At 69.0% G+C, this 20,672-nt stretch carries 21 protein-coding genes and 1 tRNA gene; 13 read left to right on the top strand and 9 right to left on the bottom strand.

The features are described 5' to 3' along the window. Nucleotides 1–43: 43 nt before the first annotated feature. A complete protein-coding gene (gene glgX / locus MRBLWH11_RS15490; protein ID WP_341945470.1) occupies nucleotides 44–2,116 on the bottom strand; it encodes a glycogen debranching protein GlgX in 2,073 nt (690 codons plus the stop codon). Nucleotides 2,117–2,217: 101 nt separating this feature from the next. Here glgX and MRBLWH11_RS15485 point away from each other — a divergent pair, with 101 nt between their 5' ends. From MRBLWH11_RS15485 to MRBLWH11_RS15470, 4 genes are read left to right on the top strand one after another with little or no spacing between them, the layout of a single operon-like run. Further along, on the top strand, nucleotides 2,218–3,393 hold the full coding sequence (locus MRBLWH11_RS15485; protein ID WP_341945469.1) for a cysteine desulfurase family protein: 1,176 nt from the start codon (nucleotides 2,218–2,220) through the stop codon (nucleotides 3,391–3,393). A 9-nt stretch (nucleotides 3,394–3,402) separates the two neighbouring features. Beyond that, on the top strand, nucleotides 3,403–4,500 hold the full coding sequence (gene mnmA / locus MRBLWH11_RS15480; protein WP_116635046.1) for a tRNA 2-thiouridine(34) synthase MnmA: 1,098 nt from the start codon (nucleotides 3,403–3,405) through the stop codon (nucleotides 4,498–4,500). Nucleotides 4,501–4,539: 39 nt separating this feature from the next. Next, a complete protein-coding gene (gene ligA, locus MRBLWH11_RS15475) occupies nucleotides 4,540–6,855 on the top strand; it encodes an NAD-dependent DNA ligase LigA (protein WP_116635045.1) in 2,316 nt (771 codons plus the stop codon). After that, entirely contained in the window at nucleotides 6,852–7,319 is a 468-nt protein-coding gene (locus MRBLWH11_RS15470) for a hypothetical protein (protein WP_341945468.1), read from the top strand. The genes ligA and MRBLWH11_RS15470 overlap by 4 nt, the downstream gene beginning before the upstream one ends. 94 nt (nucleotides 7,320–7,413) lie before the next feature. Here MRBLWH11_RS15470 and MRBLWH11_RS15465 read toward each other — a convergent pair whose 3' ends face one another. Both MRBLWH11_RS15465 and MRBLWH11_RS15460 read right to left on the bottom strand, forming a co-directional pair. Continuing rightward, nucleotides 7,414–9,216 (bottom strand): DEAD/DEAH box helicase, encoded by a 1,803-nt coding sequence (locus tag MRBLWH11_RS15465; protein ID WP_341947843.1) that lies wholly within the window; start codon nucleotides 9,214–9,216, stop codon nucleotides 7,414–7,416. Between the two features lie 65 nt (nucleotides 9,217–9,281). Continuing rightward, nucleotides 9,282–10,982 (bottom strand): long-chain-fatty-acid--CoA ligase, encoded by a 1,701-nt coding sequence (locus tag MRBLWH11_RS15460; protein WP_341945467.1) that lies wholly within the window; start codon nucleotides 10,980–10,982, stop codon nucleotides 9,282–9,284. A gap of 82 nt (nucleotides 10,983–11,064) precedes the next feature. On the opposite strand from MRBLWH11_RS15460, the gene MRBLWH11_RS15455 reads away from it, so the two are divergent. From MRBLWH11_RS15455 to MRBLWH11_RS15415, 9 genes are all read left to right on the top strand, one after another. Then, a complete protein-coding gene (locus MRBLWH11_RS15455; RefSeq protein WP_341945466.1) occupies nucleotides 11,065–11,415 on the top strand; it encodes a metalloregulator ArsR/SmtB family transcription factor in 351 nt (116 codons plus the stop codon). Further along, on the top strand, nucleotides 11,412–11,855 hold the full coding sequence (locus tag MRBLWH11_RS15450; RefSeq protein WP_341945465.1) for an SRPBCC domain-containing protein: 444 nt from the start codon (nucleotides 11,412–11,414) through the stop codon (nucleotides 11,853–11,855). Before MRBLWH11_RS15455 ends, MRBLWH11_RS15450 begins: the two co-directional genes overlap by 4 nt. Next, on the top strand, nucleotides 11,848–12,444 hold the full coding sequence (locus MRBLWH11_RS15445) for a dihydrofolate reductase family protein (protein ID WP_341947842.1): 597 nt from the start codon (nucleotides 11,848–11,850) through the stop codon (nucleotides 12,442–12,444). The genes MRBLWH11_RS15450 and MRBLWH11_RS15445 overlap by 8 nt, the downstream gene beginning before the upstream one ends. Before the next feature lie 9 nt (nucleotides 12,445–12,453). Then, on the top strand, nucleotides 12,454–12,753 hold the full coding sequence (gene gatC, locus MRBLWH11_RS15440; protein WP_116635038.1) for an Asp-tRNA(Asn)/Glu-tRNA(Gln) amidotransferase subunit GatC: 300 nt from the start codon (nucleotides 12,454–12,456) through the stop codon (nucleotides 12,751–12,753). Continuing rightward, nucleotides 12,750–14,267 carry an Asp-tRNA(Asn)/Glu-tRNA(Gln) amidotransferase subunit GatA gene (gene gatA, locus MRBLWH11_RS15435; RefSeq protein ID WP_341945464.1) on the top strand — a complete coding sequence of 506 codons (1,518 nt, stop codon included), beginning with the start codon at nucleotides 12,750–12,752 and terminating at the stop codon, nucleotides 14,265–14,267. The genes gatC and gatA overlap by 4 nt, the downstream gene beginning before the upstream one ends. After that, a complete protein-coding gene (gatB, locus tag MRBLWH11_RS15430) occupies nucleotides 14,267–15,781 on the top strand; it encodes an Asp-tRNA(Asn)/Glu-tRNA(Gln) amidotransferase subunit GatB (RefSeq protein WP_341945463.1) in 1,515 nt (504 codons plus the stop codon). The genes gatA and gatB overlap by 1 nt, the downstream gene beginning before the upstream one ends. 79 nt (nucleotides 15,782–15,860) lie before the next feature. Next, nucleotides 15,861–17,117, top strand: coding sequence for a DNA polymerase IV (gene dinB / locus MRBLWH11_RS15425; protein WP_341945462.1), 1,257 nt, complete (start codon nucleotides 15,861–15,863; stop codon nucleotides 17,115–17,117). A gap of 37 nt (nucleotides 17,118–17,154) precedes the next feature. Beyond that, nucleotides 17,155–17,472 carry a hypothetical protein gene (locus MRBLWH11_RS15420; RefSeq protein ID WP_116635034.1) on the top strand — a complete coding sequence of 106 codons (318 nt, stop codon included), beginning with the start codon at nucleotides 17,155–17,157 and terminating at the stop codon, nucleotides 17,470–17,472. Further along, nucleotides 17,456–18,037 (top strand): hypothetical protein, encoded by a 582-nt coding sequence (locus MRBLWH11_RS15415; RefSeq protein ID WP_341945461.1) that lies wholly within the window; start codon nucleotides 17,456–17,458, stop codon nucleotides 18,035–18,037. The genes MRBLWH11_RS15420 and MRBLWH11_RS15415 overlap by 17 nt, the downstream gene beginning before the upstream one ends. 4 nt (nucleotides 18,038–18,041) lie before the next feature. Here the strand turns inward: MRBLWH11_RS15415 and MRBLWH11_RS15410 are convergent, their stop codons facing one another. The 6 genes from MRBLWH11_RS15410 to orn form a co-directional block, all read right to left on the bottom strand. Then, nucleotides 18,042–18,542, bottom strand: coding sequence for a DUF2017 family protein (locus MRBLWH11_RS15410; protein ID WP_341945460.1), 501 nt, complete (start codon nucleotides 18,540–18,542; stop codon nucleotides 18,042–18,044). Beyond that, nucleotides 18,539–18,835, bottom strand: coding sequence for an ATP-dependent Clp protease adapter ClpS (gene clpS / locus MRBLWH11_RS15405; protein WP_341945459.1), 297 nt, complete (start codon nucleotides 18,833–18,835; stop codon nucleotides 18,539–18,541). The genes MRBLWH11_RS15410 and clpS overlap by 4 nt, the downstream gene beginning before the upstream one ends. Continuing rightward, nucleotides 18,832–19,179, bottom strand: a complete 348-nt coding sequence (locus MRBLWH11_RS15400) for a metallopeptidase family protein (RefSeq protein ID WP_116635030.1) — start codon at nucleotides 19,177–19,179, stop codon at nucleotides 18,832–18,834. Before MRBLWH11_RS15400 ends, clpS begins: the two co-directional genes overlap by 4 nt. Before the next feature lie 41 nt (nucleotides 19,180–19,220). Then, a complete protein-coding gene (locus MRBLWH11_RS15395; RefSeq protein ID WP_341945458.1) occupies nucleotides 19,221–19,853 on the bottom strand; it encodes a LysE family transporter in 633 nt (210 codons plus the stop codon). 78 nt (nucleotides 19,854–19,931) lie between these two features. Beyond that, nucleotides 19,932–20,007, bottom strand: a tRNA-His gene (locus MRBLWH11_RS15390). Nucleotides 20,008–20,043: 36 nt separating this feature from the next. Continuing rightward, nucleotides 20,044–20,670 carry an oligoribonuclease gene (orn, locus tag MRBLWH11_RS15385; protein ID WP_116635028.1) on the bottom strand — a complete coding sequence of 209 codons (627 nt, stop codon included), beginning with the start codon at nucleotides 20,668–20,670 and terminating at the stop codon, nucleotides 20,044–20,046. Between the last annotated feature and the right edge of the window lie 2 nt (nucleotides 20,671–20,672).

Genomic DNA, 20,672 nt, shown 5'->3' with positions numbered 1-20,672 from the left:
GTAGTCGCGGGAAGCGATCACCGGGGTGGGTCGGAGACCGATGTCATTCGACCCGGAACAGGCGCATGGAGGTGCCGGGGATGGGCAGGACGTCACCAGGGGCGAACACCTCCGCGGCATCCGACGGGCGCTCCTCGGCGCTCGACCACAGCGAGACGAAACGCGTCGCGTCCTCGATCTCGTCGGGGAGACGCACATCGATGGGCGATTCGGTTCCATGGACGATCAGCAGGATCCGGTTGGCCGCCTCCTTGTCGGGCGTGGAAGCCGCGACGTACTGGAGCGTGCGGTTCCGCGGGTCCGCCCACTGGGCGCTCTCCATCGTCTCGCCGTTCTGATCGAACCAGTCCATGACAGAGGCGTTCGGGATGTGCTCGCCGAGCCGCGCGTACTTGCTCGGGCGCAGCGCGGGGTTCTCGGCGCGCAGGCTGATCAACCGCGCCACGTGCGCGCGGAGATCCTTCTGCCAGGGTTCGAACTCCCAGGCGAGCCATGTCATCGCGGAGTCCTGCGCGTAGGCGTTGTTGTTGCCGCGCTGTGTCCGTCCGACCTCGTCCCCGGCGGTGAGCATCGGGATGCCCGCGGACAGGAGCAGGGTGCCGAGGAGGTTGCGCATCGCCTTGCGGCGGGCCGCCAGGATGGTCGGATCGTCGGTGGGCCCTTCGACACCGTGGTTGAAGGCACGGTTCATGTCGGCGCCGTCGCGGTTCTGCTCGCCGTTCGCCTCGTTGTGCTTGACGTCGTAGGCGACGAGGTCATGCAGGGTGAAACCGTCATGGGCGGTGACGAAGTTCACGCTGGCCAGGGGACCACGTGCCTCGCTGAAGGTGTTGGACGACCCGGCGAGCCGGGTGGCGAAGCCGCCGATGCCGACAGGGGCGGAGGCCCGCCGCGCGTAGTCGATGTCGCTGAGCCAGAAGTTGCGGACCCGGTCGCGGTAGCGATCGTTCCACTCATGCCACCCCGCCGGGTAGTTCCCGGTCTGCCAGCCGCCCATTCCGACGTCCCACGGCTCGGCGATCAGCTTCGTCTCGGCGAGGACCGGGTCGTTGGCGATCGCCGTCAGGAGCGGATGCTCCGGCGTGTAGGTGTGCGCGCCGTCCCGGGCGATCGCGGCGGCCAGATCGAAGCGGAAGCCGTCGATCTGCATCTCCTGAACCCAGTAGCGGAGCGAGTCGAGGACCAGCCGCGCCCCGGCATCCGTGGAGGTGTTCAGCGTGTTGCCGCAGCCGGTCGTGTCGATGTACCTGCCCGTCTCGTCCTGACGGTAGTAGCTCGCGTTGTCGATGCCGCGCAGGCTCGAACGGGGACCGCCGATTCCCTCCTCCGAGGTGTGGTTGTACACGACGTCGAGGATCACCTCGAGCCCGGCCTCGTGCAGCAGGCGCACCATGCCCTTGAACTCGGCGAGCACGGCCTCAGGGCCCTCCTTGCGGGCCTCCTCGGTGGCGTACGCGGTGTGGGGCGTGAAGAAGTTGAGGGTGTTGTAGCCCCAGTAGTTGGTCAGCCCGCGCTCCAGCAGGCGCGGCTCGGGGACGAACGCGTGCACGGGGAGGAGCTCGACCGAGGTGACCCCGAGCGAGTGGAGGTGCTCGATCATCGCCGGGTGGGCGAGTCCGGCATACGTCCCGTGCAGAGCCGGAGGCACGTCGGGGTGCCTCTTGGTGAGGCCCTTGAGGTGGCCTTCGTAGATCACGGTCCGGTCGAGGGGGACGCGCGGCTTCTGCGAGTCGCCCCAGTCGAAGCCGTCGACGATGACGACAGAGCGCCATTCCTCGTAGCCGTCGCCCTGGGCGAGGCCCCGCGCGTAGGGATCGAGCAGCAGGCTCTCCGGGTTGAACGTGTTGCCGGGGCCGTGCGGACCGCCGACGCGGATCGCGTAGCGGACGCCGGGCTGCAGGAGCGGCGTGGTGACCTCCCAGATGCCGCCGGGGCGTCGCTCGAGCGGGACCTCGTCGGTCGCCCAGTCGAGGTCGGTCGCGTCGAAGACGACCAGCTCCACGGAGGAGGCGTTCTGCGACCAGATACGGAGGGTCCCGACGCCGTCGTGCAGACGGACGCCGAGGTTGTCGAGGGCTGGACCGCCGGGCGCGGTGAAGTCTCGGGACTCGGGCATGAGTACACCATAGGCGGGATGTGTTGCAGTCCCATGACAGATCGCACTCGGTTCCATCGCGCAGTCGCCTCTGCCGCGCCGATTCGCGAGAGAATCGAGGGATGCGGCACTACCTGGACCACGCGGCGACCGCGCCTCTGCGGCCTGAGGCGCGCGATGCGTGGCTGGCTGCCACCGAGACGGTCGGCAACGCGTCGTCCACGCACGGCGCGGGGCAGGACGCCCGGCGTCTGCTCGAGGAGTCGCGCGAGCGCGTGGCCGCCGTCCTGGATGCCGATCCGATCGAGATCGTCTTCACCTCGGGCGGCACCGAGTCGATCAACCTCGCGCTGCAGGGACTGTGGCGTTCGCGTCCCGACGGCACGGAGGCGATCGTGCTGCCGGATGCCGAGCACCACGCCACGATGGACACCGTCGCTGCCCTGATCGACGAGGGCGCGCGGGTGCGGAGCGTCGGCGTGACCGCGCTGGCCGGCATCGACGTCGACGCGTTCGCTCAGCAGCTCCCCGGAGCAGCCCTCGCCACGGCCCTCGTCGCGAACAACGAGGCGGGCACCGTCAACGATGCGGCGGTGCTCTCCTCGTCGAGCGCGTCCGCCGGAGTGCCGCTCCATCTCGACGCGGTCGCCGCCCTCGGCCATCTTCCCCTCTCCTTCCGTGGGCTGCGGGCGGATGCGGCCCCCGGCGTCGGGCTCGTCGCACTGAGCCTGGCCGGTCACAAGATCGGCGCGCCGGTCGGCGTCGGCATCCTGGTCGCGGCGAGGACGGCCCGGCTGACGGCGATGCTCCGCGGTGGCGCGCAGCAGCGCGGACTCCGTGCCGGGACGCAGGACGTGGCCGGGGCAGCGGCCTTCGCGACCGCCCTGGAGCTCGCCGAGACGGAGCGCGCCGGCGAGGCCGTCCGGTTGTCGGCACTGCGCGACCGTCTCGTCGCGGGCATCCGCTCGGCCGTCCCCGCAGCCGAGCTCCTCGGCGATCCGGTCCGCCGGCTTCCGGGCAACGCGCACATCCTGTTCCCCGGAGCCGTGGGGGAGAGTCTGCTGTTCCTCCTCGACGTCGCGGGTGTCGCGGCATCCACCGGCTCCGCCTGCCAGGCGGGAGTCGCGGAGCCGTCGCACGTGGTGATGGCCATGGGGCGGAGCGAGCGCGATGCGCGCAGCGTGCTGCGGTTCTCGCTCGGCCGGACGTCGACGGATGCCGATGTCGACGCGGTGCTCGCCGCGATCGCCGATGCCTACGATCGGGCATCCGGGTCCGGCACAGGCGCGCGCTCGTAGACTGGTCTCATGCGGATCCTTGCAGCCATGAGCGGTGGAGTGGACTCCGCCGTCGCGGCCGCACGTGCCGTGGAGGCGGGGCACGACGTCGTGGGCGTGCACCTGGCGCTCTCGCGAGCCGGCGGCACCCTGCGCACCGGAAGCCGCGGATGCTGCACGATCGAGGACGCCCTGGACGCGCGCCGCGCCGCCGACCTGCTGGGCATCCCGTTCTACGTCTGGGACTTCTCGGAGCGCTTCCGCGACGACGTGATCGATGACTTCATCGCCGAGTACCAGGCCGGACGCACCCCGAACCCCTGCATGCGCTGCAACGAGAAGATCAAGTTCGCCGCTCTTCTGGAGCGGGCCATCGAGCTCGGCTTCGACGCGGTGTGCACCGGGCACTACGCCACCCTGATCGACGGCGAGCAGGGACTGGAGCTGCATCGGGCCTCGGACAACGCGAAGGATCAGTCCTATGTGCTGGGGGTGCTGACGGCCGAGCAGCTCGCGCACACCTACTTCCCGCTCGGCACGACCCCCTCGAAGGCGATCGTGCGCGCCGAAGCGGAGGCCCGCGGCCTCACGGTGGCGCAGAAGCCCGACAGCCACGACATCTGCTTCATCCCCGACGGCGACACCCGGGGCTGGCTGGCCGAGAAGGTCGGCACCGCCACCGGTGAGATCGTCGACCGCTCCGGCGCCGTCGTGGGTTCGCACGAGGGGGCGCACGGCTTCACGGTCGGACAGCGCCGAGGACTCAAGCTCGGCGTGCCGGCAGCCGACGGCAAGCCGCGGTTCGTGCTGGAGGTGCGCCCGGTGTCGAACACGGTCGTCGTCGGCCCGAAGGAGGCCCTCGCGATCGCGGAGATCGCAGGGGAGCGGTTCAGCTGGGCAGGTGCGGGGCCCGTCGAGTCGTCTTTCGACTGCCACGTGCAGATCCGGGCGCATTCCGAGCCCGTCGCGGCCGTCGCCACCGTGTCGGACGACGGCGTGCGCGTCGTGCCGGAGATCCCACTCGACGGCGTCGCGCCGGGGCAGACCGCGGTGCTCTACGTGGGGACCCGCGTGCTCGGTCAGTTCACGATCGACACCACGGTGTCGGCTGTTCCCGTCGGCGCGTAGCTCTCGCTGGATGTCGGCGCCCGCTCGTAGACTGACGGGGTGCCGGAGAACATCTCGCTGGAAGACGCCCGAACCGAAGCCGAAGAGCTGACCACTCGCATCCTCGAGGCGAAAGACGCCTATTACGGGCGAGACACCTCCGTCGTCGACGACTTCACGTACGACGGCTGGATGCATCGCCTCGAGGAGCTCGAGCGACTGCATCCCGAGCTGCAGGGGCAGGACTCTCCGACGCAGATGGTCGGCGCCGCCGAGGCGACGGGCCTCGCCACGATCGAGCATGCCGAGCGCATGCTGAGCCTCGACAACGTCTTCTCGATCGAAGAGCTGCGCGAGTGGGCGGCCAAGACCCAGGCCTCTGCGGGACGGAAGGTCGCCTGGCTCACCGAGCTGAAGATCGACGGGCTCGCCATCAACCTGCGCTACGAGAACGGCGTGCTCACCTCTGCGGCGACGCGAGGAGACGGGCGCGTGGGCGAGATCGTCACCGAGAACGCGCTCCGGCTTCCCGAGATCCCCGAGCGGCTCAGCGGGGAGGGGCACCCGGAGATCGTCGAGGTGCGCGGTGAGGTCTTCATCCCCGTCGCGGCGTTCGAGCGACTCAACGCCGCGCAGGCGGCGTTCCGCGACCGGGCGTACGGCGACGCGCTCGCGCGCTGGGAGGCGCGTGGCGGCGCCAAGAAGCCCTTCGATGAGGAGAAGGCCCGCACCGCGGCCGCACGGCGGTTCCCGTCCTTCGCGAACCCGCGGAACGCGGCGAGCGGCGGCCTCCGGCAGCAGATCGACAAGAAGGACGGGCTCGAGCTCGAGGCCGGGCTCCTGCGCATCGAGTCGCTCGCCCTCTACGTGCACGGCGTCGGCGCCTGGGCGAATCCGCCGGTCGGGGCGCAGAGCGAGGTCTACGACCTGCTGGCCGGGTGGGGCCTGCCGACGAGCCCGCACACGAAGGTGTGCGCCTCGATCGACGAGGTCGCCTCGTTCGTCGAGTACTTCGGAGAGCACCGGCACGACATCGAGCACGAGCTCGACGGCATCGTCGTGAAGGTCGACGAGCTCGAGCTGCACGACGAACTCGGCGCCACGAGCCGTGCGCCGCGCTGGGCGATCGCGTACAAGTACCCGCCCGAGGAGGTGCAGACGAAGCTTCTCGACATCGTCGTCTCGGTCGGCCGCACCGGTCGTGCGACGCCGTTCGCCGTGATGGCCCCGGCGCAGGTCGCCGGTTCCGTGGTGCGCCAGGCGACGCTGCACAACAAGGATGTGGTGAAGGCCAAGGGCGTGCTGATCGGCGACACGGTCGTGCTGCGCAAGGCCGGCGACGTGATCCCCGAGGTGCTCGGACCGGTGGTCGAGAAGCGCGACGGGACCGAGCGCGAGTTCGTGATGCCGGTCGAGTGCCCGGAGTGCGGAACACCGCTGCGGGCGATGAAGGAGGGCGACATCGACCTCCGCTGCCCGAACGCGCGCTCCTGCCCTGCGCAGGTGCGCGGTCGTGTCGAGCATATCGGGTCTCGCGGCGCGCTCGACGTCGAGGCGCTCGGCGAGGTGACCGCCGCCGCGCTGACGCAACCCACGTCGCCTGCCGTGCCTCCTCTCGAGACCGAGGCAGGGCTGTTCGCTCTGACGATCGACCAGCTCGTGCCCATCGAGCTCTTCGTCCGCGACGCCGAGACCGGGCTCCCGAAGGAAGACGACGACGGACTCGTCAAGACCCGCTCGCCGTTCCGGCGCAACCCCACCGCGGCCGAGAAGAAGGCCGGAGCCGAGGGTCCGCAGCCGTCGTCGCAGGCCGTCACCCTGCTGGCTGAGCTTGAGAAGGCCAAGACGAAGGAACTCTGGCGGCTGCTCGTCTCGCTGAACATCCGTCACGTCGGTCCTGTCGCCGCACGGGCGCTGGCGCAGTGGTTCGGCTCACTCGATGCGATCCGCGCCGCCTCCCGCGATGAGCTGGCATCGGTCGAGGGAGTGGGCGGGATCATCGCGGATTCGCTGCTCGCCTGGTTCGATGTGGACTGGCACCAGGAGATCGTGCGGCAGTGGGCCGAGGCGGGTGTGCAGTGGGCGACTCCCGGGCATCCTGGTCCCGGCGCTGCGGTCGCTGCCGGCGGTGTGCTCGAAGGGCTCACGATCGTCGCGACGGGTTCCCTCGACGGCTACACCCGCGACGGCGCCCAGGAGGCCATCATCAACGCGGGCGGCAAGGCCGCCTCGAGCGTCTCGAAGAAGACCGACTTCGTCGCGGCCGGCCCCGGCGCCGGCTCGAAGCTCGGGAAGGCCGAGGAGCTCGGCATCCGCATCCTCGACGCGGCGCAGTTCCACATCCTCGTGACCGAGGGTCCTGACGCCCTCGCATGAAGCGCTACGGACCGTTGATCGCCGTCCCCGATGCGCTGGCCGTCGGCGACCCCGGGCGGAACCACCTCCGACTCACGCCGGATGCGGTGATCCTCCGGGAGGGGGTCGATAGCCGGGGCATCGTGCCGTGGTCGCGGGTGGAGCGTATCGAGCTGGATGTGCCGACCACGCGATTCCGGCTCCCCGGTCTCGTCGGCACGATCGTGCTCGGGGCGCTGACCGCGGTCGCGCTCTCCGACCTCGGAGTCGACCCCGATGATGGAGCCCTGACGCTGACCGTCGACGGAGAAGAGCAGGTCATGCCGCTGAGTCGCCACCACGTCGGAGGCTACTGGGCGCCCACGATCGACGGTGCGCATCGTCTGCTCGCGCATCTCATCGCGAATCCGGAGCAGCGTGCCCTGCTCGCGCATCCTGAACCGCTGATCGACATCGCCGCACAGCTCGCCCGCGAATCGGTGTAGCGCCGGGGTGCCGGCACCGACCGGACGCCGGAACGCCGCACGGATCGGCGTGATCCGTGCGGCGTTCTCGGGCGATGCTGAGAGGTTTTCTCGCTCAGCCCTTGTGACGCGGCTTGCGGAACGGCTTGTCCTCGCGGTCGCTGCGCGCGGGGCGGTCGTCGCGATCACGGCGCTCGTAGCCGCCCTCGCGAGGACCGCTGCTGCGACGGCCCGCGGGGCCCCGATCGGGCTTGATCTCGATCAGGCGTCCCGAGATGCGCGTGTCGCGCAGCTTCTCCAGCACGGCAGGGCTGAGGTTGGAAGGCAGTTCGACCGTCGAGAAGTCGGGGCGGATGTTGATCACGCCGAAGTCGTCACGACCGAGGCCGCCCTCGTTCGCGAGCGCGCCGACGATCTGACGCGGCTCGACCCGATGACGTCGGCCCACCTCGATGCGGTATGCGGTGTAGTCCCCGCGACCGCGACGCTCGGTGCGCGGCTCCCGGGCATCGCGTCCGGCGCGTTCGCGCGGCGGACGGTTGTCGGCCTCCACCGCCCGCGTCAGCGGGTCGTTGGCCGGGTCGAGCAGCAGCGGCTTGTCGCCCTGCGCCACGACCGCGAGTGCCGCTGCGACGTCGCCCTCGGGAACATCGTGATGGCGCACGTAGTGCGCGACGATGTCGCGGAAGGCCTCGATGCGACCGGTCTCGGACAGCGCCGTGGTGATCGCGTCGTCGAAGCGGTTGAGGCGCGTGGTGTTCACGTCCTCGGTGCTCGGCAGCTGCATCTGCGCCGGCTGCTGACGGGTGGCCTTCTCGATGTGCTTGAGCAGGTAGCGCTCGCGCGGGGTGATGAAGCTGATCGCATCGCCCGAGCGGCCTGCGCGCCCGGTGCGGCCGATGCGGTGCACGTACGACTCGGTGTCGGTGGGGATGTCGAAGTTGATGACGTGGCTGATGCGTTCCACGTCGAGCCCGCGGGCGGCGACGTCGGTGGCGACGAGGATGTCGAGCTTGCCGTCCTTCAGCTGGTTCACGCTGCGTTCGCGCTGCACCTGCGGCACGTCGCCGTTGATCGCGGCGGCGGAGTATCCGCGGGCTCGCAGCTTCTCGGCGAGGGTCTCGGTCTCGTTCTTCGTGCGGACGAAGACGATCATGCCGTCGAAGTTCTCGACCTCGAGGATGCGCGTGAGCGCGTCGACCTTCTGCGCGTACGACACCACGAGGTAGCGCTGCGTGATGTTGGTGCCGGTCGCGGTCTTCGAGGTGATGCTGATCTCCTCGGCGTCCTGCAGGTACTTCTGCGCGAGGCGACGGATCTGGGGCGGCATCGTCGCCGAGAAGAGGGCCACCTGCTTCTCGGCGGGCGTCTGAGCGAGGATCTGCTCCACGTCTTCCGCGAAGCCCATCTTCAGCATCTCGTCGGCCTCGTCGAGCACGAGGTATTTCAGCTCGGACAGATCGAGGGTTCCCTTGGCGAGGTGGTCCATGATGCGCCCGGGCGTGCCGACGATCACGTGCACACCGCGGCGGAGCGCGGACAGCTGCACGCCGTAGCCCTGACCGCCGTAGACGGGGAGCACGTGGACGCCCTTCATCTTCGAGGCGTAGGACTCGAAGGCTTCGCAGACCTGCAGCGCGAGCTCTCGCGTCGGGGCCAGCACCAGGGCCTGGGGGATCTTCTGCGACACGTCGAGTCGCTCCAGCACGGGCAGCGCGAACGCGGCGGTCTTGCCGGTTCCGGTCTGCGCCATGCCGACGACATCGCGTCCCGACAACAGGGTCGGGATCGTCGCGGCCTGGATCGGAGAAGGGGTCTCGTATCCGAGGTCCTTGATGGCTTTGAGGACGGGCCCGGTGATGCCGAGTTCCTCGAATCCGGGGGTCGCGGGGGAGTCCTCGGGGGCGTCGGTCAGCACTGCATCTTCAGGAGTCACTTCCCAAGGGTAGCGCCCCGAAGATGTCGGCGCCTGTGAGGGCGTCCTCAGGAGCCCGTTGTCAGCGCGACGAGCTTCTCCTTCACCTGCCGGCGGAGCACCTTTCCGATGAGCGACTTCGGGAGCTCGTCGACCACGAAGATGCGTCGTGGCACCTTGTAGGGGGTGAGGATGCCGCGGGCGAACTCGCGGATCGCCTCGACATCCACGTCCGCTCCGCTGTCGACGACGATCGCCGCGACGACCTCTTCGCCGGAGTGCGCGCTCGCGAGTCCGACCACCGCGGCATCCGCCACCTGAGGATGCTGTCGCAACGCGTTCTCCACCTCGGTCGGTGCGACGTTGAACCCGCCGGTGATGATGAGCTCCTTGATGCGGTCGACGATGCGGATGAAACCTGCGTCGTCGATCGTGACGATGTCGCCGGTGCGGAACCAGCCGTCGACGAAGACCGCCTCGGTCTCCTCGGGCTTGCCGTAGTACCCGGAGAAGACTTGCGGTCCGCGGACGACGAGCTCACCGGCGGTCCCATCGGGCACGTCGACGGTCGGGTTCTCCGGTTCGACGACGCGGCATTCGGTCCCGGGCAGGGGGAGCCCGACAGTCCCGGGCACCCGGTGCTCGGCGACGGGGTTGGCCATCAGCACCGGAGAGCACTCGCTGAGGCCGTAGCCCTCGACCAGATAGCCGTGCGTGGCCTTCTCGAACGGGACGACGAGTTCGTGCGGCAGCGCCATCGCGCCGGAGATCGCCACCTCGATGCCTTCGAGGGAGACACCCTTCTCCCTCGCGGCCGTGAGGAGGCGGTCGGCGATCGGCGGCACCAGCGGCAGGAACGTCGCGGGGTGCTTCTTGACCACATCGAGTACGAGGTCGGGATCGAACTTGGGGAAGAGCACGAGCCGGGCACCCATCGACATCGCGAAGGTCAGGCAGAGCGTGAGGCCGTATGCGTGGAACATCGGCAGCACCGCGTACACGACGCAGCCCTTGCCGCGCTGGATCGACGGGACCCACGCCTGCGCCTGCGCCGCGTTCGCGAGCAGATTCCGGTGGGTGAGCGAGGCGCCCTTGGGCGTGCCGGTGGTCCCGGACGTGTACTGGATGATGGCCAGGTCGTCGGTGGACGGCTTCGGGTGCGACGCGGGGATGGGCGCGGAGGCCACCAGTGCGTCCCAGGTGACGGTGCCGCGTACCTTCTCGGTGAGTGCGGCGCGGGACTCCCGCGCTTTCGCGACCGGCAGTCGCAGGGCGAAGCGGGTGAGGAACGGCATCGCCCGTGTCACGTCGACCGAGATGAGGTTCGTGACGGAGAGGTCGGTGGGGAACTCCTGGACCGTGGCGACGGCCTTGTTCCAGACGATCGCATGCTTCGCGCCGTGGTCCTCGAACTGCTTGCGCAGCTCCCGCGGGGTGTAGAGCGGGTTGTGCTCGACCACCACGGCACCGAGGCGGAGCACCGCATAGAAGGCGACGATGTGCTGCGGGCAGTTGGGCAGCACGATCGCGACCGGATCGCCGGCCCGCACGCCCAGATCGCGAAGCCCGGCTGCGGCTCTGTCGATCGCATCCTGCAGCTCGGCGTACGTCGTCCCTCTGCCGAAGAACTGCAGAGCAGGGGCCTCGGGGTAGTCCCTGGCGGATGCCGCGACGATGTCGATCAGCGATCCCTCGACGGGAGCGAGGTCTTCGGGAACACCGGCGGCGTAGCTGGCGACCCATGGACGAGGAGGCTGGAACGGGCTCACGAGCCCAGCATAAGGCGGCGGAGGCTTGACAGCTTCTCGGACGCCGGGTGTAATTAAGAAAGTACTTAATCAGGAGGTGACGATGCCCACGGCGACGGACGAACTGTCCATGGTGTTCCATGCGCTCGCGGATCCGACCCGACGGAGCATGCTCGAACGACTCAGCCGCGGAGACGCGACCGTGGGCGAGCTCGGTGCCCCCTTCTCGATGAGCGCTCCGGCCGTCTCGCAGCATCTGCGGGTGCTCGAGAAGGCCAAGCTCATCGAAAGACGGGCCAGGGCGCAGTGGCGCGTGTGCTCGCTCTCGCATGAGCCACTGGACGAGGCCGCGGCCTGGGTGGAGCGCAATCGCCAGGCGTGGCAGACCAGATTCGATCAGCTCGACGCGGTGCTCGCCGAAGCCGATCCCGCGCAGACGGCGCCCGGGCGATGAGCGAGCGGGAGCTCGAGATCACGCGCGTCTTCGACGCCACGCGGGAGCGCGTGTGGCGCGCCTGGACCGAGCCGTCGGTGATGGCGCGCTGGCTTCATCCGCACGGTCTGCGCACACCCGAGGAATCCGTGTTCGTCGACCTTCGCGCAGGCGGGCGGTTCCGATTCTCGATGGTCGACGAGGCGGGCACGGCGCACGCGAGCGGAGGGGAGTACCTCGAGGTGCGCGAACCGGAGCTGCTCCGGTGCACGTGGGGTGCTCCCGACGAACCCGTCGCGGAACTCGAGGTCCGGCTCGCGACGATCGACGGCGGACGCACGGAGATGGTGTTCCGCCTGCGCGGACACGTCGACGACACCGGGCGCGAGGACAGCGTGTGGACGGGATGGCGGGAGGCCATCAGCGAGTTTGAACGAGAGATGGGTGGAGCACATGGGTGAGATCACGATCGAGCAGATCGTCTCCGCGGACGGATACGCGATGGATGCAGCGGGCGGGATCGATTTCTTCGACGACGTCGACTTCGGCGATCAGACCCGCACCGACACCGAGCAGATGCGGTGGCTGGCCGGCGTCGACGCGATCCTCTTCGGTCGGCGGACCTACGAGCTGTTCGCCGCCTACTGGCCTCAGACGGAACCGTCGGAAGACGCGGTGGCCGCGCCGATCGACCGTCTGCCGAAGTTCGTCGTGAGTCGCACGCTCGACCGGGCTCCGTGGGGCGATGGTGAGATCGAGATCCTGCGCGACGGACCTGTCGACGCCGTCCGGTCCCTGAAGACGCAGTATCGGTCCATCGCGATCTGGGGGAGCCTCCAGCTCACCGATGCTCTGTTCCGCGCTGGTGAGGTGGACATCCTCCGCCTGCGGATCGCGCCGATGCTGCTGGGCTCCGGTCGACCCGTCGCGCCGCCGCAGACGGGACGGTCTCCGCTCGAACTGGTCGCCAGCCATCGCGACGCGAGCGGTGTCGTCACGGACGAGTACCGCGTCGGGCGCACGCCACGACGGGTCGGCGCCACGACCTAGACTGGAGGGGTGTCTGAAATCACCCCTGATCTCGTGCGCCATCTCGGCGTGCTCGCGCGTATCCAGCTGAACGACGACGAGGTGACGCGGCTCACGGGCCAGCTCGACGCCATCGTCGACAACATCGCCAAGGTGTCGGAGGTGGCCACCTCCGACGTCGTCGCGACCAGCCACCCGATTCCGCTGAGCAACGTCTTCCGTCCTGACGTCGTCGGAGAGACCCTGACGCACGAGCAGGTGCTGCAGAACGCTCCGGATGCCGCGGACGGCCGTTTCCGCGTCACCGCGATCCTGGGAGAAGAGCAGTGAGCGACATCATCCGACTGAGCGCAGCGGAGCTCGCCGACAAGCTCGCATCCCGCGAGATCTCGAGTGTCGAGGCCACGCAGGCCCACCTCGACCGTATCGCCGCCGTCGACGGCGACGTCCACGCATTCCTGCATGTGAACGACGGCGCTCTCGAAGCGGCCGCCGCGGTCGACGCGCAGCGCGCCGCCGGCGAGAACCTCGGCCCGGTCGCCGGCGTCCCGCTGGCCATCAAGGACGTGCTTGTCACCCACGATCAGCCCACCACCAGCGGATCGCGCATCCTCGAGGGGTACCGCTCGCCGTACGACGCGACGGTCGTGGCACGCTCGCGCGCCGCCGGCCTCATCCCGCTCGGCAAGACCAACATGGACGAGTTCGCGATGGGCTCCTCCACGGAGCACTCCGCCTACGGCCCCACCCGCAACCCGTGGGATCTCGACCGCATCCCCGGCGGCTCCGGCGGAGGTTCCGCGGCCGCCGTCGCCGCCTTCGAGGCACCCCTCGCGCTCGGCTCGGACACCGGCGGATCGATCCGTCAGCCCGCACACGTGACCGGCACGGTCGGCGTGAAGCCCACCTACGGCGGTGTGAGCCGCTATGGGGCGATCGCCCTGGCCTCGAGCCTCGACCAGGTCGGCCCCGTCACGCGAACCGTGCTCGACGCGGGTCTGCTGCACGATGTCATCGGCGGGCACGACCCGAAGGACTCCACGTCGCTGCGCGATGCCTGGCCGTCGTTCGCGGATGCCGCTCGCGAGGGCGCCCGCGGCGACGTGCTGAAGGGCCTCAGGGTCGGCGTCATCCGGGAGCTGCCGGACAGCGGCTTCCAGCCCGGCGTCGCGGCATCCTTCCGCAGCGCGCTCGCTTTGATGGAGGCGCAGGGGGCGGAGATCGTCGAGATCGGCGCGCCGCACTTCGAGTACGGTGTCGCCGCGTACTACCTGATCCTCCCCGCTGAGGCCTCGAGCAACCTGGCGAAGTTCGACTCCGTCCGCTTCGGGCTGCGCGTCACTCCTGACGGCAACCCGACCGTCGAGGACGTCATGTCGGCGACCCGCGACGCCGGGTTCGGCGACGAGGTCAAGCGCCGCATCATCCTCGGCACCTATGCGCTGTCAGCGGGCTACTACGACGCCTACTACGGCAGCGCGCAGAAGGTGCGCACCCTCATCCAGCAGGACTTCGCGAACGCGTTCGCCGACGTCGACGTCATCGCGACGCCCTCGGCGCCGACCACCGCCTTCAAGATCGGCGAGAAGATCGACGATCCGCTGCAGATGTACCTGAACGACGTCACGACGATCCCCGCGAACCTCGCCGGCGTCCCGGGGATCTCGATCCCCAGCGGACTCGCCGAGGAGGACGGGCTGCCGGTCGGCATCCAGTTCCTGGCTCCCGCCCGCGAGGACGCTCGTCTGTACAAGGTCGGCGCCGCGCTCGAGACCGTGCTGCTCGACGCCTGGGGAGCACCGCTCCTCAGCCGCGCACCCCAGTTGACCGGAGGAACCCGCTGATGGCCACCGCCAAGCTCATGGATTTCGACAAGGCGCTCGAGCTGTACGAGCCCGTCCTCGGCTTCGAGGTGCACGTCGAGCTCAACACGAACACGAAGATGTTCTCGGATGCGCCGAACCCGGCCAACGAGAAGTATCACGCGGCCGAGCCGAACACGCTCATCGCACCGGTCGACCTCGGTCTTCCCGGCGCGCTGCCGGTCGTGAACGAGACCGCGATCCGCTCATCGATCAGCCTCGGCCTCGCGCTGGGCTGCTCGATCGCGGAGTCCAGCCGCTTCGCGAGGAAGAACTACTTCTACCCCGACCTCGGCAAGAACTACCAGATCTCGCAGTACGACGAGCCGATCGCGTTCGAGGGGTCGGTCGAGGTCGAGCTCGAGGACGGCACGACCGTGACCATCCCCATCGAGCGTGCGCACATGGAGGAGGACGCCGGCAAGCTGACCCACATGGGCGGCGCGACCGGACGCATCCAGGGTGCGGAGTACTCGCTCGTCGACTACAACCGCGCCGGTGTGCCGCTGGTCGAGATCGTGACGAAGGTGATCACCGGCACGGAGCACCGTGCCCCCGAGGTCGCCAAAGCATACGTGCAGACGATCCGCGACATCGTCCGTGGTCTCGGCATCTCCGAGGCTCGGCTCGAGCGCGGAAACCTGCGGTGCGACGCCAACATCTCGCTCCGTCCGCGCGGCACCGAGAAGCTCGGCACGCGCACCGAGACCAAGAACGTGAACTCGATGCGTTCGGTCGAGCGCGCGGTGAGGTACGAGATCCAGCGTCAGGCGCAGATCCTGGCCGACGGCGGAACGATCACGCAGGAGACGCGGCACTGGCACGAGGACACCGGCACCACGTCGCCGGGACGCCCGAAGTCGGATGCCGATGACTACCGGTACTTCCCGGAGCCCGATCTGCTGCCCGTGCAGCCGGCCGCCGAGCTGATCGAGGAGCTGCGCGCGGCTCTCCCGGAGCAGCCGGTCGCCCGTCGTCGTCGCCTGATGACGGAGTGGGGCTTCACCGACCTCGAGTTCCAGGATGTGCGCAACAACGGCGTCCTCGAAGAGGTCGCTGCGACGATCGCCGCCGGAGCCACCCCCGCGACGGCCCGGAAGTGGTGGACCGGCGAGATCTCGCGCCTCGCCAACGCACACGAGAAGGACGCCTCCGAGCTCATCAGCCCGGAGAACGTCGTCGCGCTGCAGAAGCTCATCGATGCGGGCACGCTCACCGACAAGCTGGCACGCCAGGTGCTCGAAGGCGTCGTCGCGGGCGAGGGCACTCCGCAGGAGGTCATCGACGCGCGCGGACTCGCCGTGGTGTCTGACGACGGCGCGCTGATCGCCGCGATCGACGAGGCCTTCGCTGCGCAGCCCGACGTGCTCGCCAAGATCAAGGACGGCAAGGTCCAGGCCGCCGGTGCCGTGATCGGCGCGGTCATGAAGGCGATGAAGGGCCAGGCGGACGCTGCACGCGTCCGCGAGCTCATCCTCGAGCGCGCCGCGCAGTAGCGATTCGACGGGCTCAGCCGCCTCGGCGTGCTGGGCCCGTCGACGCACCCGTGTCCGGAGTCCGGGAGAGAATGGATCCATGGGACACGGCGACGGCAGAGGGCAGATCACGTCGCCCACCGACGCCGACGACACCGGAACCCGCATCCTGCACGTCGACATGGACGCGTTCTACGCAGCGGTCGAGGTGCTCGACGACCCGAGCCTCCGCGGTCTGCCGCTGATCATCGGTGCGCCGGACGGACGATCGGTCGTGTCGAGCGCGTCCTACGAGGCTCGTCGGTACGGCGTGCGCGCGGCCATGCCGGTGTCCCAGGCGTTGCGGCTGTGCCCCACGGCACGCATCGTGCTGCCGCACTTCCACCGCTACCAGGAGGTCTCCCGGCAGGTGATGGCGATCTTCGAATCGTTCACGCCGCTCGTGGAGCCGCTCTCCGTCGACGAGGCATTCCTCGACGTGCAGGGCGTGCGGCGGCTGTGGGGGAGTCCGGCGCGCATCGCCGGACTCATCAGAGCCCGGGTGCTCGAAGAGGTCGGGATCACCTGCAGCGTCGGCGTCGCCGCGACCAAGCATGTGGCGAAGATGGCGTCCACGATCGCGAAGCCCGACGGGATGCTCGTGGTCGCGGCGGGCGACACCCTCGACTTCCTCGCTCCGCGCCCGGTCCGCGCGATGTGGGGCGTGGGGCCGAAGGCGGCCGAGGCTCTGGAAGCCCGTGGCATCCGCACCATCCACGACATCCGGGAGTCGTCGCCCGAGATGCTCGACCGTGCGGTGGGTGCCGCCCTGAGCGCCCGCCTCGCGCAGCTCGCCAGAGGAGAAGACCCGCGTGTGGTCGACACGGAGCGGATCGAGAAGAGCATCGGGCACGAGGAGACCTTCGATCACGACATCCTGGACCGCGCCTTCCTCCGGGCCGAGCTGCTCCGTCTCGCCGACCGCGTGGCGGCCCGTCTGCGTCGCGCGGAGTGGGAGGCGGCCACGATCGCGATCAAGGTGCGTTTCGATGACTTCCGCACGCTGAACCGCTCCCAGACGTTGAGCGAGCCGTCAGCGGTCGGGCAGCGGATCGGAGAGGCCGCGCAGGCCCTGTACGAGCAGATCGACCGCCGCGATCCCGTGCGCCTCCTCGGTGTGCGCGCGGAGAACCTGCGACCGGCCGGTGGAGGGGGTCTGGGGCTCTGGGACGACGACGAGGACTGGCGGAAGGTCGAAGGGGCCGTCGACGAGGCGGTCGCGCGGTTCGGCACGGCCACGATCAGTCGCGCACGCCACATCGGTCGGGGTGACGGGCGAGGCGCCGCCCAGCATCCGAAGGCGCACGGCGTGGATTGACCGCACGCCGCCCTGTTTCGTGGGCTAGCGTGGGACCATGCCGAACATTGCACTGGAACTGGGAAAGCAGATCGCGTCCTTCGGCGTGAAGAGCGCGTACGGTGAGCCGCAGGACGTCGACGGGGTGAGCATCACTCCGGTGTCTCTCACCTACTCCGGTTTCGGCGGCGGCAGCGCGGAAGGCGGCGAGGGCGGTGGCGGCGGCGGAGTCTCGATCCCGGTCGGCGTATACGTCCGTCGCGAAGAGGGGCTGCGGTTCGAGCCGAACATCGTCACTCTGCTGGCCGTTGCTGTGCCGTTCGTCTGGGTCACCGGGCGGGCGCTCTCGCGCATCATCCGTGCCCTCAAGAAGTGACGATCCCGTCGCGGCCGCGCTCGATCGCGCCGCGACGCTGATCGAGCAGGACGTCCTCTCTCTCGCGGCGGCGAACCCCGTCGTGCTGATCGACGGCCGCAGCGGCGCGGGGAAGACTTCTCTCGCCGCACGGCTGGCAGCACGGTGGCCACTGGCCGGACGCGTGCAGCTCATCGCGCTGGATTCGCTGTACCCCGGATGGGACGGGCTCGACGCCGGTGTCGAACGAGCGCTCGAGTGGATCCTCCGTCCGCACGGACGCGGGTACCTCGGCACCTGGCGACGATGGGACTGGGAGCGCGAGACGGAGGCGGAGAGCCACGCCGTCGATCCTGCCCTGGGCGTCATCGTCGAGGGGAGCGGCATCCTGACGCCGTCGACGGTCGGTCTCGGGGACGTGCGGGTCTGGGCGGAGTCGGGGGAGCCGGCGCGCAAGGCACGCGCACTCGCTCGCGACGGAGAGACCTATCGTCCGCACTGGGATCGCTGGGCGGCTCAGGAGCGCCTCCACGTGGAGCGCGACGACCCGCGGACGCTGGCGACCAGGATCGTCGAGATCCCCTAGGGAATCAACGGCCGCGTCGCGCGTCGATCTCGTCGGCGGCCTGGATCAGCACCTCGAGGCGGTAACCGAGCCAATCGTAGATGTCTCCGCGGCCGTCATCGCTCGTGTGATCCTCCGTGGTGATCCCGAGACGGTCAGCGATGACCAGCCGGATCGCGGTGAGCGTGCGCAGCCAGGCGTCGAGATCGTCTTCCGCGATGACGAGATCGCGTGGCTCCAGAGCGTCCTTCTCGGACAGGGCATCGATCTCGATGTCGAACGGTGCGAGCCCTGCGCGCACCGTCGTCGCCTCGCTGCGCCGCCGATCGAGGAGTTCGTCACGGGTGGTCTCGGCGAAGGCTGCCGCCGCCTCCGCATCATCCGGATAAGCCGTCGGCGTCAACCGTCGAACGGCGGGATCGTCCGTCGAGCGCGCACGGAGCAGCTCGCCGAACTCGTCCACGAGCCTCAGGAGATGCGCCCCTTCGATCACGGCGAGCGAGAGGACGATCTCACGGGCGCTCATCCGGACACCTTCCGCACCGTCGCCCAGAGGCCGTAGTCGTGCATCGCCTGGGCGTGCACCTCCATCGTCTCGCGCGGACCGGTCGCGACGATCGCGTGTCCGTCGTGATGGACGGCGAGCATCAGCGCCGTGGCGCGCTCTGTGGAGTAGCCGAAATACGTGCGGAACACCCGGACGACGTAGCTCATGAGATTCACCGGATCGTTCCACACGACCACCTCCCACGGCTCCAGGGGCGCGGCGTGGAGGTCGGTGATCTCCTCGAGATCCGGGAGCGCGACCGGAGTGCTCATGCCCAGCCCATCTCGTGGAGCTGCTCGTCATCCAGGCCGTAGAAGTGCGCGATCTCGTGCACCAGAGTGGTGTGGATCTCGTCGCGCAGCTCCGTCTCCGTCTCGCACTGCGCGAGGTGCGGCTCGCGGAACAGGACGATCCGATCCGGAAGCTCACCCATGCCGTACTGCGTCCGTTCCGTCAGAGCCAGCCCGTCGTACAGGCCCAGCAGATCGAGGGTGCCGTCCTCGGGACGGTCCTCGACCACGAACACGACGTTCTCCAGCCCGTCGACCATGTCGTCGGGCAGCTGGTCGAGCTCGTCGATCACGAGCGCCTCGAAGGCTGCGGCATCCATCTCCATCCGCTCCAGCCTAGGGCCGGGGGTGGGAACGCGCGTCAGCGTCAATGCAGGAAGACGAGGAGCGCCGCGACGGCGATGAACAGAACGCCGAAGACGGTGTTGAGGATGCGCTGGCCGCGTGCAGAGCGTGTCAGCCGGCGGAAAGGGCGGGCTGCTGCGGCGAAGAAGCCCCACATCACGATGACATCGACGATGATCACGGTCGCGACGAGGGTGAGGTACTGGGGGAGGGGCGGCTCGTCGAGTCGGATGAACTGGGGGATGAAGGCGAGGAAGAAGACGATCGCCTTCGGGTTGAGGAGGTTGACCCAGAACCCCCGCCGGATCATCGACCAGTGCCCCTCACGGGAGTCGACCGGTGAGATGTCGTCGTCCGCGACCACGACATCGGGTTTCGTCAGGATGAGGCGGATGCCGAGGAAGACGAGATACGCGGCGCCCGCGTAGCGGATCGCGTTGAAGAGGAACTCGGAGCGCGACACCAGGAGCCCGACGCCTGCGGCGACGATGGCGACGTGGACGATGAGGGCGATCTGCTGTCCGACGATGCCCCAGATCGAGCGGCGCCACCCCTGGTTGAGTGCGTTCGACATCGTGTTGATCGCGCCTGCCCCGGGCGTGAAGCTGATGACCACCGAGGCCGTGAGAAGGGAGAACCAGACCGCGAGTGACACCCCGTCAGTCTAGAGCCCGGCGGGCATGCCCCTGAGACGCAGAAGAGGCCCGAATCAATACGATTCGGGCCTCTTCACTGGGGTGAGTAACGGGACTCGAACCCGCGACATCCGGCACCACAAGCCAGCGCTCTACCAGCTGAGCTATACCCACCATGTGCCCACCGGAGCGGGCAACCAGATGAGTCTATTACATGTTCGAGGTGAACTCCGACACGGTGCGCGTCGCGATGTCGCGCGCGTCGTCGCTGGACGGTCCCGGCTCCGCGACGAAGACGGCCTCGCGGTAGTAGCGCAGCTCGCGGATCGACTCGAGGATGTCGGCGAGGGCACGGTGGCCGCCGTCCTTGGACGGAGCCTGGAAGAACACCCGCGGGTACCAGCGACGGGACAGCTCTTTGATACTCGAGACGTCGACGTTCCGGTAGTGCAGCCACTGATCGACCTGTGGCATGTACTTCGCGAGGAACATGCGGTCGGTGCCGATCGTGTTGCCCGCGAGGGGAGCCTTGCGCTCGAGCGGGACGAATCGTCGGATGTAGGCGAGCGTCTGGGCTTCCGCCTCTTCCAGGGTGACGCCGTGCGGGATCTCCTCGATCAGCCCCGATGTCTCATGCATCTTGGTGACGAAGTCGTTCATGTTCGCGAGGGCCGCATCACTCGGGCGGATCACCACCTGGAACCCCGGATCGATGGGACGGAGCTCGAAATCGGTGATGACGACGGCGATCTCGACGAGTTCGTCGACCGCCAGATCGAGTCCCGTCATCTCGCAGTCGATCCATACGAGACGATCGTTCTCGGACGCAGATACCATGC

Source organism: Microbacterium sp. LWH11-1.2 (assembly GCF_038397745.1).
Lineage (GTDB): Bacteria > Actinomycetota > Actinomycetes > Actinomycetales > Microbacteriaceae > Microbacterium.
This window is presented reverse-complemented; position numbering and strand designations above follow the sequence as displayed.